At 47.9% G+C, this 15,321-nt stretch carries 10 protein-coding genes and 5 tRNA genes; 7 read left to right on the top strand and 8 right to left on the bottom strand.

Annotated elements, in window-relative coordinates; genetic code table 11:
- The first annotated feature begins 13 nt into the window (after positions 1 to 13).
- The 7 genes from OCU49_RS19145 to serB all read left to right on the top strand — a co-directional run bounded on the left by OCU49_RS19145 (position 14) and on the right by serB (position 9,259).
- Positions 14 to 238: a hypothetical protein gene (locus OCU49_RS19145; protein ID WP_261842145.1), complete on the top strand. Its 225-nt coding sequence runs from the start codon at positions 14 to 16 to the stop codon at positions 236 to 238.
- Between the two features lie 29 nt (positions 239 to 267).
- Entirely contained in the window at positions 268 to 969 is a 702-nt protein-coding gene (locus tag OCU49_RS19140) for a hypothetical protein (protein WP_261842144.1), read from the top strand.
- A gap of 132 nt (positions 970 to 1,101) precedes the next feature.
- The gene (locus OCU49_RS19135; RefSeq protein WP_261842143.1) at positions 1,102 to 2,946 is read left to right on the top strand and encodes a GAF domain-containing protein; all 1,845 of its coding nucleotides are present in this window, start codon (positions 1,102 to 1,104) and stop codon (positions 2,944 to 2,946) included.
- Between the two features lie 11 nt (positions 2,947 to 2,957).
- Positions 2,958 to 5,099, top strand: a complete 2,142-nt coding sequence (locus OCU49_RS19130) for an efflux RND transporter periplasmic adaptor subunit (protein ID WP_261842142.1) — start codon at positions 2,958 to 2,960, stop codon at positions 5,097 to 5,099.
- Positions 5,092 to 7,095, top strand: coding sequence for a preprotein translocase subunit SecA (locus OCU49_RS19125; RefSeq protein ID WP_261842141.1), 2,004 nt, complete (start codon positions 5,092 to 5,094; stop codon positions 7,093 to 7,095). Before OCU49_RS19130 ends, OCU49_RS19125 begins: the two co-directional genes overlap by 8 nt.
- Before the next feature lie 5 nt (positions 7,096 to 7,100).
- Positions 7,101 to 7,865, top strand: coding sequence for an efflux RND transporter periplasmic adaptor subunit (locus OCU49_RS19120; RefSeq protein ID WP_261842140.1), 765 nt, complete (start codon positions 7,101 to 7,103; stop codon positions 7,863 to 7,865).
- Positions 7,866 to 7,990: 125 nt separating this feature from the next.
- Entirely contained in the window at positions 7,991 to 9,259 is a 1,269-nt protein-coding gene (serB, locus tag OCU49_RS19115; protein WP_261842139.1) for a phosphoserine phosphatase SerB, read from the top strand.
- Positions 9,260 to 9,348: 89 nt separating this feature from the next.
- Here the strand turns inward: serB and OCU49_RS19110 are convergent, their stop codons facing one another.
- From OCU49_RS19110 to ychF, 8 genes are all read right to left on the bottom strand, one after another.
- Complete coding sequence (locus OCU49_RS19110; RefSeq protein WP_261842138.1) at positions 9,349 to 11,469, bottom strand: EAL domain-containing protein; 2,121 nt, start codon at positions 11,467 to 11,469, stop codon at positions 9,349 to 9,351.
- Positions 11,470 to 12,122: 653 nt separating this feature from the next.
- A tRNA-Gln gene (locus tag OCU49_RS19105) sits at positions 12,123 to 12,197 on the bottom strand.
- Between the two features lie 22 nt (positions 12,198 to 12,219).
- Positions 12,220 to 12,294: transfer RNA gene (locus OCU49_RS19100), tRNA-Gln, on the bottom strand.
- 12 nt (positions 12,295 to 12,306) lie between these two features.
- Positions 12,307 to 12,383, bottom strand: a tRNA-Met gene (locus OCU49_RS19095).
- Between the two features lie 23 nt (positions 12,384 to 12,406).
- Positions 12,407 to 12,481: transfer RNA gene (locus tag OCU49_RS19090), tRNA-Gln, on the bottom strand.
- An 18-nt stretch (positions 12,482 to 12,499) separates the two neighbouring features.
- Positions 12,500 to 12,576 (bottom strand) — tRNA-Met (locus OCU49_RS19085).
- Between the two features lie 124 nt (positions 12,577 to 12,700).
- On the bottom strand, positions 12,701 to 13,978 hold the full coding sequence (locus OCU49_RS19080; protein ID WP_261842137.1) for a DUF1835 domain-containing protein: 1,278 nt from the start codon (positions 13,976 to 13,978) through the stop codon (positions 12,701 to 12,703).
- Between the two features lie 235 nt (positions 13,979 to 14,213).
- On the bottom strand, positions 14,214 to 15,305 hold the full coding sequence (gene ychF / locus OCU49_RS19075; protein ID WP_261842136.1) for a redox-regulated ATPase YchF: 1,092 nt from the start codon (positions 15,303 to 15,305) through the stop codon (positions 14,214 to 14,216).
- Positions 15,306 to 15,321 lie beyond the last annotated feature (16 nt).

Raw genomic sequence — 15,321 nt, 5'->3', positions numbered from 1 at the left:
GTAATTATCGGTGATGATGGTCGTATTGAAAGTGATACGACTGGCCGGTATCAGGTTGCTCGAACCGGTGATACGTCTATTGGTGGTGATGATGATATTACCGGCGGTTCCGACCGGGATATCCAGTTTGGCGGCTTTGGTGCTGACCGGATCGACGGTGCTGCTGGCGATGACATTATTGGTGGTGATGGCAGTCAGGTTACCCGTACAGCCGGAAACCTTGTATTTGAGGCAATAGATCTGTTTACCGGCGGTGACGATACCTTATTGGGCGGTACCGGTCTGGATCGTCTGCAAGGGCACTTTGGTGGCGATACTTTCTATGCCAGCTTTACTGAAGATGTATTCGTCGGTGAATACGGTCGCTTTACTTTTGAGGAAAATCCATCTGGGGAGCAGGCCACTTTTGTTATTTCGCTGGCACAGGGTAATCTTGACCTGATACGAATGGCTCAGTTTGGTCTGTTTACCAGTTTTGCTCAACAGGTGTTTGATCAGTCTGATTTGGGTGAAGTGGCTCGAAGCCGAACAGTTATCGCAACTGAGTTTAGTGGTGAGGCTGAAGAAGCTCTGGGACGTTTATTGGCGCTGGCTCAGGGTGGTTCTGCAGCTGGTCCGGGCGTGGATATCGTATTGCCAACTGCCCCGACTGCCGCTGGCATTCCTGTTGAAGGTGAAGCTTTAACAGATGGTGAAGAACAGGAAGAAGTCTGTGTTGAAAATGAAGATGGTTTCTGTGAGCCGGTTGAAGAAGCCGGGGTGGAAGCAGAAGCTGTTTCTGAGGATGAAAAAGTAGAGCAACCTCAAGAAGCTACTTCAGCTGAAGCAAATGATTCTCCTACTGGTAAAGAGTCTTCGGGCATCAACCTTGAAACGGCTCTGGCAGGCTTTGGTGGCTGGGCTGTGATGAAAGCCGGCAAGTCATCTGAGCAAAAGAAGCGTAAACGTGATAACTGGGAACAGGAGTAAGACGTCTCAGCCTGTGTGATCATTACTGGTCTCGCCCTGTGGCACAGGGTAATCTACAAAGGCAAAGCGTGAGAGCGCTTTGCCTTTTGTTTCTTAAGGTCCATCCGGTTTTAGCAGAGTAATACTGTATTTATGAACGAGCAGCTCAACCCGACTGAATTAGGTTTAATGGCGTTAGACAGCGCCAGTCAGGGGCAGATAAATTCTGCGCAGGAAGAGTATTACGGTGACTGGCTTGCAGGTCAGGACCATCTGATCGATGGCTTGCAGTCAGCACTGATTCTTGTACCTGTGCAGGGGACGCTGGTACAGGCTGCGACGCTGGAAAACAATTCGCAATACTTCTATCAGCTGATAGATATTGCGATGGAGCAGGTCGACAGTGACCAGCCTCAGGTGGCGAGTCTGGGTAGTCAGGAACAGAGTGAAGTATTTGCACTGGTATATCCGCTGAGAGATACCAACAGCGAAATGATTGCGCTGATAGCCATGGCTGTGGGCGTAAACCGTGAGCAGGATCTGCACCATGCTCTTGCTGTATTACAGTGGAGTGTTGCCGGGATTGAGGTGGTGGATTATCAGCATCGCCTGCAGCAGATAAGTCAGGATCAGCACGGTATTGCTGAGCGGGTAGATATTTTGGCCCGGGTAATGGCGGAGCCTGATTATCCCAGTGCTGCAGTACGTTTAGTGACTGAGTTGGCAGTATTGTTTAATTGTGACCGGGTAAGCCTGGGGGAATACAAGCATAACCGTTCCCGTCTGAAGCATTTGTCACACAGCACTCAGTTCGGTAAACGGATGAATCTGGTGCGTTGTATTGAGCAAGTGATGGATGAGTCGCTTGATCAGGGCCAGATGATTCGTTTTCCCCAACAGGATGTGACAGCAACCGAGGTGGTATTAGCGCATAGCAAACTGTCCGAGCAGCAAGGTGATGCTTGTGTGCTATCAATTCCGCTTTATCTTAAGGGTGAAGCTTACGGTGCGCTGATATTGGAAGGTAATCCGGATGTGCCTTTCAGTGATGAACAGGCGGAACTTTGTCAGAGCATTGCCAGCCTGGTGATGCCAGCACTGGAAGACAAACGCTTAAACGACAGGCCTTTGTGGCGTAAGTGCACAGACTCGGCGAGTCGTCAGTTAGGCCGCTTACTGGGCCCTGGATTTCTTGGTCGAAAGCTGTTCTTTATTGGCTTTCTGGCACTAAGCTATTTTTTATATACCGCGACAGGCCCTTATCGTTTATCTGCCGAAGCACGCATCAATAGTGCTATTCAGCGGGCAGTTGTTGCACCTTATGACGGTTATATTGAGTCAGCAACAGCAAGGGCAGGTGATGAAGTTCAGGCAGGACAGGTCCTGATTCATCTGGATGACCGGGATCTACGTCTGGAACGGCTGAAATGGTTAAGTGAAAAAGCCAAACTGAATCGTCAGTATCAGGAAGCGCTGGCAGTAAGAGACCGTGCCAAAATTAACATTATTACTGCTCAGCAGAGTCAGGTTGATGCCCAGCTTGAACTGGTTGCCAGCCAGTTAACACGGGCAGAGTTAACCGCACCTTTCGATGGTTTAGTGGTGAGTGGTGACCTTAGTCAGCGATTAGGCAGTGCCGTTACCAAAGGCGAGGAGCTACTGGCAGTATCGCCTCTGAACAGTTATCGCATTCATATGTTAGTTAAAGAAAGCCGGATTGCTGATGTTGCGTTGGAACAGAGTGGAACCTTGCACCTTTCCGCCTTACCGGAAACGCCTTTTGAATTTACCCTGAGTAAGATTACACCGCTGACAGAAGCAAGAGACGGCGCTACCTACTTTATAGTGGAAGGGGAGTTGTTATCTGGGGCAGATAAGTTACAGCCGGGTATGGAAGGGATTGCTAAAGTCAGCATTGATGAGCGTAAGCTGATTGATATCTGGTCACGGGAAACCCTTGAATGGCTGCGTCTCAGGCTTTGGGCCTGGTGGGGCTGAGGTAGCTACGGATGTCGGCCTCTCTGTTCAGCAGTTCATGGTATAAGGTTGCCTCTTTGCGGGTGCGCTTGCGTAAGCATGCGAGTATTCACCGGCATGTATATCGAAATAAGATCTGGTATGTGCTGCAAGATCACGCCACCGGTCAGTTTCAACGTTTTACCCCACAAGCATATCAGTTGATCGGTTTGATGGATGGGCGGCGTACTTTGCAACAGATCTGGGATGCGTCTTGTGAGCGCCTGGGGGATGATCTGCCAACGCAGGATGAAGTGATTCAGCTGGTGGCTCAGTTGAATAAAGCCAATGTTATCCAGACTGATGCCTTACCGGATATAGAACAGCTTCAACGACGCCGGCAGGAACAGGTGCGCAGTAAGTTTATGCAGCAGCTGAAATCACCTTTAAGTATTCGTATTCCTCTACTTGATCCTGAAGCCTTTCTGGCTGCAACTATGCCTTTCGTGCGCTTCATGTATTCTGGAGTTGGTGCTTTTCTCTGGTTATTTATTGTTGCTTTAGGTTGCGCACTGGCAGTACTGAACTGGGAAGCACTGACAGATAACCTCAGTGACCGACTGCTGGCGCTGGAAAATCTGTTACTGATGGCGCTGGTGTATCCGGTGGTAAAACTGGTACATGAGCTTGGTCATGCTTATGCGGTAAAACGCTGGGGCGGTGAAGTCCATGAAATGGGTGTGATGCTATTAGTGTTGTTCCCTGTACCTTACGTAGATGCTTCAGCAGCCTCTTCTTTTCGTAATAAATATCAACGAATGTTGGTTGGGGGCGTAGGCATTCTTGGTGAATTGCTGATGTCGGCAATTGCCATGATTATCTGGGTAAGTGCAGAGCCGGGTGTAGTGCGGGCGCTGGCGTTCAATGTGATGCTTATTGGTGGCTTCTCAACCTTATTGTTCAACGGTAATCCACTGCTGCGTTTCGATGCATATTATGTACTGGCGGATTACCTGGAAATTCCTAATCTGGCCAGCCGGGGCAATACCCAGGTCGGCTATCTGATGAAACGCTATGTTTTTGCAGTTAAGGGCCTGAAGTCAGCTGCGCAGAGTAAGTCTGAATCAGCCTGGTTAGCAGGTTATGCCGTAGCAGCTTATATCTATCGATTATTTGTGATGGTGGCTATTTCGGTATTTGTTGCTTCTCAGTACTTTTTTATTGGTGTACTACTGGCGATCTGGTCGGTATGGACGAGTTTATTCTTACCTATAACTAAATTGGTAACCAAGCCTATGTCTGATCCTCAGTTACGCCGCAAGCGTGCCCGGATTGTGAGTATTACAGGAGTTGTTCTGGGTGGGCTGCTCGTCTTGCTGCTAGCGGTGCCTGTTCCTTATAAGACCCATGTTCAGGGGATTCTTTACGTTCCTCAGGAAGCGTTTGTAAGAGCGTCAGTGGCTGGTTTTATTGATCAGCTTCAGGTGCCTTCCGGTCAGGCTGTATCTGCCGGGGAATTGTTGTTGGAGATGCGTGCACCTGATTTAGCAGCTGAAGCAAAAGTATTGGCAGCCCAGGTAAATGAAGCGCGCATTCGGTATCAGGCCAGTGTGCGTGACCGCAGTGGCTCAGACATCCTGTTACAGGAATTACGTTTTATTGAGCAGGAGTTTGAGCGTGCCAGGGAGAGACTGGTATCACTGACTTTGCACAGTAATATTGCCGGTGAGTTTATTGTCCCGAACTCACAGGGAGTTGAAGGTCGGTTTGTACAGCGTGGTGAGATGATTGGCTTCGTGGTGGATTATAAGAATCTGCCATTAACAGTGATGATTTCTGAAGACGATATTGACCGGGTACGTCATCAGACCAGAGGTGTCGAGCTGCGCTTTGTTTCTCATCAGGATACGCTTTATACGGGAAAGGTACTGCGTCAGGTACCAGCTTCGACTCAGCAGTTACCCAGTGCCGTGCTGAGTACCGAAGGCGGTGGACAAATTGTATTAGATCCGCAACGTACGACCGAGTTACAAAGTTATCAAAGTTACTTCCGTATAGAGCTTGATGTGCCAGGTGCGCTTAAACAGCGTTTTGATGAACGTGTCTATGTATTATTTGAGCATGATCCTGAACCTATCTTCTGGCGTTGGTATCGGGATATCCGCCGGGTATTCCTGAGGCAGTTTGATGTATAAACGGCCGCAGCGCTTACCTGCTAATACATTGGAGAGGCCACAGCGAGATCTGCAACGCCAACAACTGATGGTGCGCTGGTGGCGCAATCTGACGGCTTTTATCAGCAGACCTTTGCGGGCATCCCGCTGGTTGTATAAGCCGTTGTTGTGGCGGATTAAGCGCCGTGCAACAGTATTGTCTGCTATGTCAGATGCACAGCTTGATATGCATATTGATGAATTGCGGCACGCGTTACGGCATAACGGGCTGGCAACTGTTTTACTGATAAAAAGTTTTGCACTGATCCGTGAAGTGGCAGGTCGTGAATTAGGTATGTGGCACTTTGATGTGCAGCTACTTGGCGGCCTGGCGATACTACACGGTAATATTGGTCAGATGCAGACTGGTGAAGGTAAAACCTTAACAGCTACTTTGCCGGTTGCCGCTGCAGCTTTAGCCGGTATTCCGGTACATCTGGTAACCGTGAATGATTATCTGACGTCCCGTGATGCTGAACTGATGACTCCGGTATATACCCGGTTAGGTCTGAGTGTTGGCGTTATTGTTCAGGGGTTATCTGTGGCTGACCGCCAGCGTCAGTATGCCTGTGATCTGGTGTATTGCACCAATAATGAACTGGCTTTTGATTACCTTAAAGACAGTATTTTACTGGCAGGAAGAGGGCATCCGCTGCATCTGCATGCGTTAAGGCTTCAGCCGGGCTATAGAGCGGCTGAGCAGGCTTCGTTACAACAGTTAATGCTACGTGGACTGCATTTTGCAGTTGTTGATGAGGCGGACGGTGTACTTCTTGACGAAGCTCGGACGCCGTTGATTATTTCAGGTGAAGAAGTGCCCCAGGAAGCGCAGCAGCATGTGTATGCTCAGGCAATGGCGTTATTACCTGAGTTGGAGGAAGGCGAAGACTACCTGATTCTGAGACAACAACGTCAGATAGAAATGACTACCGCAGGTGAGCAGCGCGCATTGTATATTACCCGGGAAATGGGTCCTCTCTGGAAGGGGCGGGTGCGTCGGCTGGAGTTGCTGCGTCAGGCGCTGACAGCCTGGCATTTGTTTGAGCGAGATAAGCACTACCTGATTGATGATGGCAGGGTTGTGATTATTGATGAGCATACTGGCCGGATGATGCCTGACCGTACCTGGGAAAGGGGTTTACATCAGCTTATCGAAATAAAAGAAGGCTGCGATTTGAGTGCGCCGCGGGAAACACTTGCCAGTATCAGTTTTCAGAATTTTTTTCGGCATTACCATCATGTTTCCGGTATGACTGGCACGGCTGAAGAAGTCACTGCTGAACTGTGGCGGGTATACGAGTTGCCGGTTGTGAATATACCGACGCATAAATATTCGCAACGTAAGTTACTGCGACAGTTGGTGTATCCGGATGACGCAACTAAGTGGCATGCAGTCGCTGAGCGGGCGATGACATTGCAGTCGCAGGGGCGTCCGGTACTGATAGGTACTCAGTCGCTGGCAGCTTCTGAATATCTTAGTGAGATCTTGCAAGCTATGGGGATTGAGCATCAGGTATTGAATGCCCGTCAGGATGCAGAAGAAGCAGAAATTGTTGCTGCTGCAGGCCGTCAGGGACAAATTACTATTGCCACCAGTATGGCTGGACGGGGAACAGATATTAAACTCGACGCAGCTGTCGAAGAGCAGGGCGGGTTACATGTTATTATCACTGGGTTACATGATTCTTCCCGGGTAGACCGTCAGCTGCGTGGCCGCTGTGCCCGGCAGGGAGACAAGGGAAGCTATGAGTTTATGCTGTCACTGGAAGACAATGTGCTTAGCAGTGGCTGGTATAAAGTATTGTGTTATGTACAGCGTTTGCCATTACCAAATGGATTGAAAAGCAAGTTGGCGTTATCAGTTATTCGTTATTGTCAGCGACGGCTCGAAAAAGAGCATGAACAACTGCGTAAATCATTGCTAAAGAATGATGAGCAGCAGCGAGAGTTACTTTCATTTACCAATCAACGGGTTTAATCAAGATGGCTAGAAGCTTCTTCTTACAAAGTACTGTATTAGCAACCTTGCTGGGGCTGACTGTGAATGTACAGGCAGAAGTAAGTACGTTGGATCAGGGGCAACTGAGCTGCTTGCTTGAACCTAGTCTGGAAGCTGAGCTAAGCAGTGAAGTTCCTGGTGTTGTACGTCAGCTGAAGGTGCAACGTGGAGATGTAATAAAAAAAGGCCAGGTGCTGATGACGCTGAATTCTTCAGTGGAAAAAGCCGCGCTGGATACTGCCCGGGCTAAGCTGGATTTTGCCCGCCGTAAGGTTAAGCGTAATGAAGAACTGTACCGCAAGAACCTTATTTCTGATCATGAACAGGATGAAATGTTAACTGAGCAGCGGTTAGCGCAGTTTTTGGCGAAGGAAGCACAGGTACGTCTGAAACAGCGGGAAACGCGTAGCCCTTTTGCCGGAGTGGTTGTTGAACGTCTTAAAGAGCCAGGTGAATTTGTTGATGATATGCCGTTTCTGAAGGTGGTCAGTCTGAACCCGTTACATGCTGAGGTGGTTATTGAGGCTCAGTACTATGGGCAGGTCAGTAAAGGCATGCCAGTTATTCTGTTCGCCGATGGCCAGGGTGATGGTTTTCCGGGAGAAGTTAAGATTCTTGATCCGGTAATTGATGCTGCCAGTAATACTTTTGCAGTGACAGTTGAGTTGGATAATGAAGGCCAGGCACTGGCAGCTGGTGTGCGTTGCAGGGTTGAATTTACAGCTGAGTCCTTAGCAGATAAAGGTTGAGTCTTCGCTTTAATGCGACAGCTATTATCTTGAAAGCGACATCTGCTATAATCGCCGCTTCTTACAGTGATTCCGGATAGATTTTTGGAATAACTGAATTACCTCTGGCCGTGCCCGGCCGTTTGATGAGAAGTGAGAATACCGTGAACACCAAGTCTGTCAGTGAAATTCTGTTACTGAAAATTACCGGGGTAGATAAGCCCGGTGTCACTTCATCTATTACTGCCATGCTTGCTGAATATGCAGTAGATATTTTAGATATTGGTCAGGCTGTTATTCATGATTCTCTGTCGCTGGGGATTCTGATTGGTGTTCCGGCTGGAGCTGAATCATCACCGTTGTTGCGGGATGTTTTATTCAAAGCCCATGAGCTGGGTGTACAGGTTAGCTTTGATCCAGTGGATGATGCAGCATATTCTCAGTGGGTTGAGGAACAGGGTAAAACCCGGCATATCATTACTTTGCTGGCCCGTAAGATCAGTGCTGAGCATATTGCAGAGCTGTCCCGTGTGGCGGCCGATCATGGCTTAAATATAGATAATATCAGCCGGCTTTCCGGTCGGGTTGCTCTGGATGCTGATCCGGCTGCGAAAACTCGCGCCTGTGTAGAGTTTTCTGTACGGGGGATGCCAGGTGACACTGAAGAGCTGCGAACAGCATTCCTTGGCTTGGCAAAAGAGATGGATATCGATATTGCGATTCAGAAAGACGACATCTACCGCCGTAATCGTCGCCTGGTTGTGTTTGATATGGATTCAACGCTGATTGAAGCGGAAGTTATTGATGAGCTGGCAAAAGAAGCCGGTGTTGGTGAGCAGGTTATTGCCATTACTGAATCCGCAATGCGTGGCGAGATTGATTTTACTGAAAGCTTCGCACGTCGTATGGCTCTGCTGAAAGGGCTGGATGAATCTGTACTGGAGCAAGTTGCAGCTCGCTTACCACTGACTGAAGGTGTTGAAGAGTTAGTTGCCAACCTGAAAGCGCTGGGTTTCAAAACGGCTATTTTGTCTGGTGGTTTTAATTATTTTGGCCGTTTCTTACAACAGAAAATGGGCTTTGATTATGTGCATGCTAATGAATTGGAAATTGTCGACGGTAAAGTTACCGGTAATGTTGTAGGCACTGTTGTCGACGGTCAGCGTAAGGCGCAGCTGCTGCGGGAAATCGCCGGGAAAGAAGGTGTGAGCCTGGAACAGACCATTGCTGTTGGTGATGGTGCAAATGACTTGCCTATGCTGTCTATTGCCGGTCTGGGAATTGCATTTCGGGCCAAGCCTCTGGTGCGGCAGAGTGCCAAGCAGGCGATTTCTACATTAGGCTTAGATGGCATTTTGTATCTGATCGGTTTCCGTGACCGGGACACGCTTCAGGAACGAATGTCTGCTAAATAAGACTGACTGAGCAGAATTTTTAAAAAGGCTGATTACATATGTAATCAGCCTTTTTTGTATCCGTAGAATCAGTTTGTAGAGTTATGTGATCAATCAAAGAAGTCGTAAGACATTTCCGGTTTCGGGGGTTGCAGATAATAGCCCTGAATAAAAGGGACACCGGCTTGCCAGAGTCGGCTTAGCATACGGGTATCTTCAACCATTGGCGCAATACAGGCAATTTTATCGCTGTTCAGCCGCTTAATCCGGTCGGTAAAGGCAGGGTTGGTTTTACCTTCGAGATTAATATCTGTCAGATAATTCTGATCCAGCTTGACCAGATCGGGCTTAGTTTTAGCGCAGAGCTTTTCAGAGTCATCAGATTTACCGAAATGCTTGACGCAAATTTTGCAGCCTAGTTTACGTACACCGGTAATGAACTTAGTTGCAGCCGCCTGATTTTCCTGTAGATCAGTTTCACTGATTTGCAGGCAGATAAGTTTCGCCGGGATGTTTTCCTGATCAAGAGTTTGTCTGAACCAGCTGAGCATCTGTGGTGACTGTAAGCTGCTGGTTGTCAGATTAATAAACAGTCGGGATGTAAGGTCATTTTTCAGACCTTCCTTGATTTTTCTCAGGCTATGCTCGATGACCCATTTATCGAGCCGTACACTGGTTGTAGAACTGTCGAGGCTGGCAATGAAGTCGCTGGGAGAAATGCCGTCAGCATGATCTTCATCTTGCAGTCGCAACAGTACTTCATAGTTACCAATGCCTTTATGTGCACGTAAACAGACGATGGGCTGAAAGTGCAGACTGAAGCTGTCTTCGACCATAGCGTCGCGGATAAGCTCAACCGCATCATCTGAATTGTCTTCTGCAACTTTGGCCGGTGCCTGATAAAAACTGATGCCGTTTTTGTTTGCTGCAAGAGCTGCATTGGCCGCTTCTTCCGCTCGGTCAATCAGTTCTAGATAGTGAGGAGCATTGTCATTAATGCCGGTAATACCAATGCTGCACTGAATGTTCAGTCCGGTACCGGCAACGTCTCTGCCTTCTTTTATAATGGCCTGGCGAATCAGTTCAGCGATACGCATGGTTTTATCCAGGTTTGCATCCTGGTAAAGAATGGCAAATACATCTCGTTCCAGTCGAGAGCAGGTATGTGTCTGGCTGACTTTGTCACGAAACAGTGTTGCCAGCTCAGCCATCATGATATCTGAGCCTTGCTGCAAGGCATCCTGCAGATCCTGGAAGTTATCCAGACGTATATAGAGTAAGTTTGCGTCAGCACCACCCAGTAACGCCCGTTGTGCCGTCATTTCGAGTTTATCAAGCAGATAGTGCTTATCGCGCAGCCGGGTAGCGGTATCGATGTTTTCCAGTGATTCTGTTTCACCGTACTCGTCAGGTTTGAAAACTAACTGAATGCAGTCCTGATTTCTGAAGCGGCTGTGTTTAACTTCAACCAGAGTTTTAAACTGAGTGCCATCGCTACGTCGTGCTATTAGCTCAATGGCATCACCTTCACCGGCACGGTGCTGTAAGCCAGACAATAAGTTATTAAATTCATTGTGATGATCGGGTGCGATAAAACTCAGAAGACCATGGCGCTGCAGAATATTTGCATCGTCAATTGCCAGCAGTTCATGACATGACTCGTTACTGAAAATAGGCGCCATTACCAGATTGAGGTAGATGATCGCTGAACGGGAATTATCTGCCAGGCGCTGATTGTTTTTTTCTGCTTCAGCGAGCAGGGCTTCTAACTGCCGGACCTGCTTGCGGCTATCAAGATGCTGTAACTGCTGATGAATTTGTAATAAAAGGAGTTCCGTTTCACCCAGAGAAGCAACTGCTGCCATGCCGTCACGAATGCCCAGAATATTGGCCTGACGGGTGTTGTTAGCAACTAGCTGGATAATAGGAATATCTTTGTCCAGCCGCTGTACCATCTGTTGGACATGTTTCGCACTGATGTCTTTTGCCGTTTGCTGACTGATGATCAGATCCCAGGAGCGTTCGCTCAGTGCTCTGGCAAATTGGCGTGGGTTATGAATATTTTTACTGCGGGGTACTAGTCTGACTTGTTTAAGTATTGCCAGAAGAGGAGATATTTCCTGTTCATTCAGACCAACAAACAGAATATAAACGTTTTGCCGTGATCGTTGCCGGTCGCCGTTCATGGCAAGGCGTATTGTAGCTTCCGGTAGGCTGCTTTCAATCTTCATATTTTGGGCACAGTTATACGTTTTTAAGTGGACTTCTTGTTATTTTTTATCTTCTTAAGAAGCAAGTGTAGCCCGTTTGTTTTTGCCTGTCAGTGGCTTTTCTGTTTAATAACTGAAATCCATGATGTTTTCACAATTTCAGACAGGTGTTGTTCGAAGATATATACAGCAGGTCCCGAACGGGCAGTTACAATAATGATATATAGCGTTTGAATGGCCGATTAACAAAGTCATCAATGAGCTGTTGGTTTATGAATAAATTTCCATTTTTTTGCAGCGTCTAAAAAGATTGCCTGTTTGAATATGTCTATGTTTGTTTCGAATATAAAGTCGGGTTTGGAGAGTAAGTCCGGCAGAGAAATATGAAGAGCTCTTAAAAGGAGCTCTTAAAAGGAATTTTATAAAGTAGTATCGGGAAAATGATGAAGGGCAGTATGAAGAGGCTGCGGTGTATAGTGATCTGTGTTGCGGGTGAGCTGATAGATTGCAGGCAGGTAAGTCGTGATTGCAGAAATATCAGTTATTTTTCTGGCGTATTTTTTACGTTTAATTATGAAAGAAACATCATTGTATTAACAGGCGCACTTAGGTTGCCAATAGCATGTATCAGTAGATAGTAATAAGTATGGTAATAAAAGGTAGGTAAGAAAAGATGGCTGGGATAGGAGGATTCGAACCTCCGCATGACGAGATCAAAACCCGTTGCCTTACCGCTTGGCGATATCCCAACACCGATCTTAAACACGTTTATGGCTGGGATAGGAGGATTCGAACCTCCGCATGACGAGATCAAAACCCGTTGCCTTACCGCTTGGCGATATCCCAACTACATAAACATGGTGGCAATAGCGGGACTCGAACCTGCGACCCTCGCATTATGAATGCGATGCTCTAACCAGCTGAGCTATATTGCCATATTAATTCTTTTCAGAATTAATGGCTGGGATAGGAGGATTCGAACCTCCGCATGACGAGATCAAAACCCGTTGCCTTACCGCTTGGCGATATCCCAGCAGATACGATAGGGGCATGGTGGCAATAGCGGGACTCGAACCTGCGACCCTCGCATTATGAATGCGATGCTCTAACCAGCTGAGCTATATTGCCTTAGCACTTATCGAGGTCGCGAATTATTCTCTTTTTTCATATGTCTGTCAACTGATTAGAGGCCAAAAATCACAAATTTCTATGAGAAAAGTTTGTGTTGATTTGTCACCGTTTAGGAAGCTGATCAGAGGTTACTTTGAGTCGCTGCCGGGATGCATATTCCTCCCACCCATCGGGGGGATTTCATCAGGCTGAGGTAATTAAGTTTGCCGCTGAGTACTTGCTGGCCGATATCAGTTATACAGATTTCCTGTCGTGGCCATTCAGCGTTTTCAGAAATAATCTTGATCAGTGGTTGTCGGGCGTCAATCAGTGTTCTGATAATAGCCCAGAACATTAAATCACCTAACCAGGGCAGAGGTTCCCGTTCCCGCATGTAAACACCGAAGAGTTTACCGACAGTTATCGGGCCTGTGTCGTCGAGTAACTGCAGAGCAAGGGTTTCGGTTAAGCTCAGACCGGTTCGTGTGTCTGGAAGCTCAGCAAGGTGGCGTTGCAGGGCTTTTGCCATTAAAGGTATTGCCGGAGTGCCTGAGGCAGATAATTGCTGTAATGGAGCTGAGGTTTCGGCGCAGAGCGCTTGCCAGACAGTTTCCCCCAGGGTTAGCTGAGCCTGAGAGACAGGTTTGCGTTGGTTATCCCAAAGATAGTGGAATAGCTCAGGAGATAATTGTCCGAGGCCAATAAAGTCCTGAACTCCGGGTATCTGATCGACGCAGATCAGCTCCAGAGGTGCGTTGGGGGCGTGGCGTGAAAAAAAGCTCAGCAAAAATGCGAGAATAAGCTGGTCATAGCTGTCGTGTTCAAACCAGAGAGCTATTCTTTGCCATTTTTGTGTATCAGGTGAAGACTGATAAGCCTGTAAGGGGGCATAAGCGTTCTCAGCTTGTGCAGTGGTGTCGGCAATGTCCAGTGAGTAAGTTTCTGCTGCGAACTGGCTGCGTAATCTGATGAGTTGTTCAAGCGGTAGGTCTCGGACGGGGCCCTGACAAAACGGATCAAAAAAAGCCAGGTACTCACCGCAGAAGCCTGCCAGTTTAAGGCCATGCTGAATGTCGTGTCCGCAACGGATATGTAAGGTGTCGTTACTATCCGGTGTGTGGGAGTTAAGTTGCAGGCTCTCAATGTGCGTTTTCATCGCTGGCCAGCTATTAAAGCCGTTTTCTCTGGCGATAATCAGTTGGCAGTGACCGAGTTGAATTGAATCTAATAGCTGATCTGAGCGGGGGTGCTGATTGAAACGATGAATGGCTTCGGGGTCTTCATCACGAATTTTTTTGAGCAGTTCTTTAGCACGTTTCTTTTGTTGCTCAAGATTGAGTTTGCCGTGAAAAATATTGCGGGGAGCAGCGGGGGGCGTTAACTGCTGGCTTGATTTAACTGGCGTGCGTTCTTTAGACATAATTGCTCCGAAATAGCATCATTCCTGCGTCCGCATAACAGGCTGGATCAAAGCTGATCTCGGATTAATCATGGATGTGTGAAGCTTGGGCGCAGCCCTTTCCGCGAACATGGATGCCATCAGGCATGGCTGAAATTTAATGGCTCGCAAGCATTAAAGCAAGTGCCTATCAGGATATTCAGACGTAAAAAAAGCCCTGGGCAGATAATGCGCAGGGCTTTTTCTCAGAAAGTCTTCAGACGTTGAAGCGGTAGTGAACCACGTCACCATCTTGCATGATGTAGCTTTTTCCTTCTATGCGTAATTTGCCAGCATCTTTCGCGCCTTGTTCACCGTTATGTTCGATGTAGTGGTCGTAGCTAACAACTTCAGCCTTGATGAAGCCTCTTTGGAAATCTGTGTGGATAACGCCCGCGCCTTCCGGTGCTGTTGCGCCAATTTTTACAGTCCAGGCACGTACTTCTTTAACACCGGCGGTGAAGTAAGTTTGCAGGCCAAGTAATTCGTAACCCGCGCGGATAACACGGTCCAGGCCTGGTTCTTCCATGCCCATTTCCTGCAGGAATTCCAGCCGTTCCTCGTCATCCAGCTCGGAGATTTCTGCTTCCATCTTGTTACAGATAGCAACGATTTCAGCGTTTTCAGATTTAGCCAGTTCGCGTACAGCATCCAGGTGTGGATTGTTTTCGAAGCCTTCTTCGTCAACATTTGCAATGTACATGGTTGGTTTAGTCGTCAGCAGATGGAAGGTCTTTAATGTTACCTGCTCATCTTCGCTCAGCTCCATAGCACGAACCGGATGGCCTTCATCAAGGTGCGGCAAGAGTTTTTCCAGCAGAGCTTTCGCTTTAACGGCTTCTTTGTCGCCGCCTTTTGCCAGCTTCTGAACACGCTGTAGTTGTTTCTCTACAGATTCCAGGTCAGCTAATGCCAGCTCAGTATTGATGATTTCAATATCAGCCAGTGGATCAATTTTGTTTGCAACGTGGATAACGTTTTCATCTTCAAAGCAGCGAACGACGTGTGCGATAGCATCGGTTTCGCGGATGTTGTGCAGGAATTTGTTACCCAGGCCTTCACCTTTGGATGCGCCAGCTACAAGGCCAGCGATATCGACGAATTCCATGGTGGTCGCCATTACGCGTTCTGGCTTAACAATAGCTGCCAGGGCATCTAAGCGTGGGTCTGGCATTGGCACTACGCCAGCATTCGGCTCGATGGTACAGAACGGGAAGTTCTCAGCACCAATACCGGCTTTCGTTAGAGCATTAAATAGTGTCGATTTGCCGACGTTAGGCAGGCCAACAATGCCGCATTTGAAACCCATGACAGTATCCTGTAGT

Origin of the sequence: Aliamphritea ceti (genome assembly GCF_024347215.1) — a bacterium.
Classification (GTDB): Bacteria; Pseudomonadota; Gammaproteobacteria; order Pseudomonadales; family Balneatricaceae; genus Amphritea; species Amphritea ceti.
Note: the sequence above shows the minus strand (reverse complement) of the source record. Positions and strands in the feature narration are given on the sequence as shown.

What these genes read in the sequence shown, in the direction of transcription:
- OCU49_RS19125 (WP_261842141.1), top strand. Translation starts at nt 5,092, where the DNA reads ATGTATAAACGGCCGCAGCGCTTACCTGCTAATACATTGGAGAGGCCA.
- OCU49_RS19080 (WP_261842137.1), bottom strand. Translation starts at nt 13,978, where the DNA reads ATGTCTAAAGAACGCACGCCAGTTAAATCAAGCCAGCAGTTAACGCCC.
- OCU49_RS19120 (WP_261842140.1), top strand. Translation starts at nt 7,101, where the DNA reads ATGGCTAGAAGCTTCTTCTTACAAAGTACTGTATTAGCAACCTTGCTG.
- OCU49_RS19145 (WP_261842145.1), top strand. Translation starts at nt 14, where the DNA reads ATGATGGTCGTATTGAAAGTGATACGACTGGCCGGTATCAGGTTGCTC.
- OCU49_RS19130 (WP_261842142.1), top strand. Translation starts at nt 2,958, where the DNA reads ATGTCGGCCTCTCTGTTCAGCAGTTCATGGTATAAGGTTGCCTCTTTG.
- OCU49_RS19110 (WP_261842138.1), bottom strand. Translation starts at nt 11,469, where the DNA reads ATGAAGATTGAAAGCAGCCTACCGGAAGCTACAATACGCCTTGCCATG.
- OCU49_RS19135 (WP_261842143.1), top strand. Translation starts at nt 1,102, where the DNA reads ATGAACGAGCAGCTCAACCCGACTGAATTAGGTTTAATGGCGTTAGAC.
- ychF (WP_261842136.1), bottom strand. Translation starts at nt 15,305, where the DNA reads ATGGGTTTCAAATGCGGCATTGTTGGCCTGCCTAACGTCGGCAAATCG.
- serB (WP_261842139.1), top strand. Translation starts at nt 7,991, where the DNA reads ATGAGAAGTGAGAATACCGTGAACACCAAGTCTGTCAGTGAAATTCTG.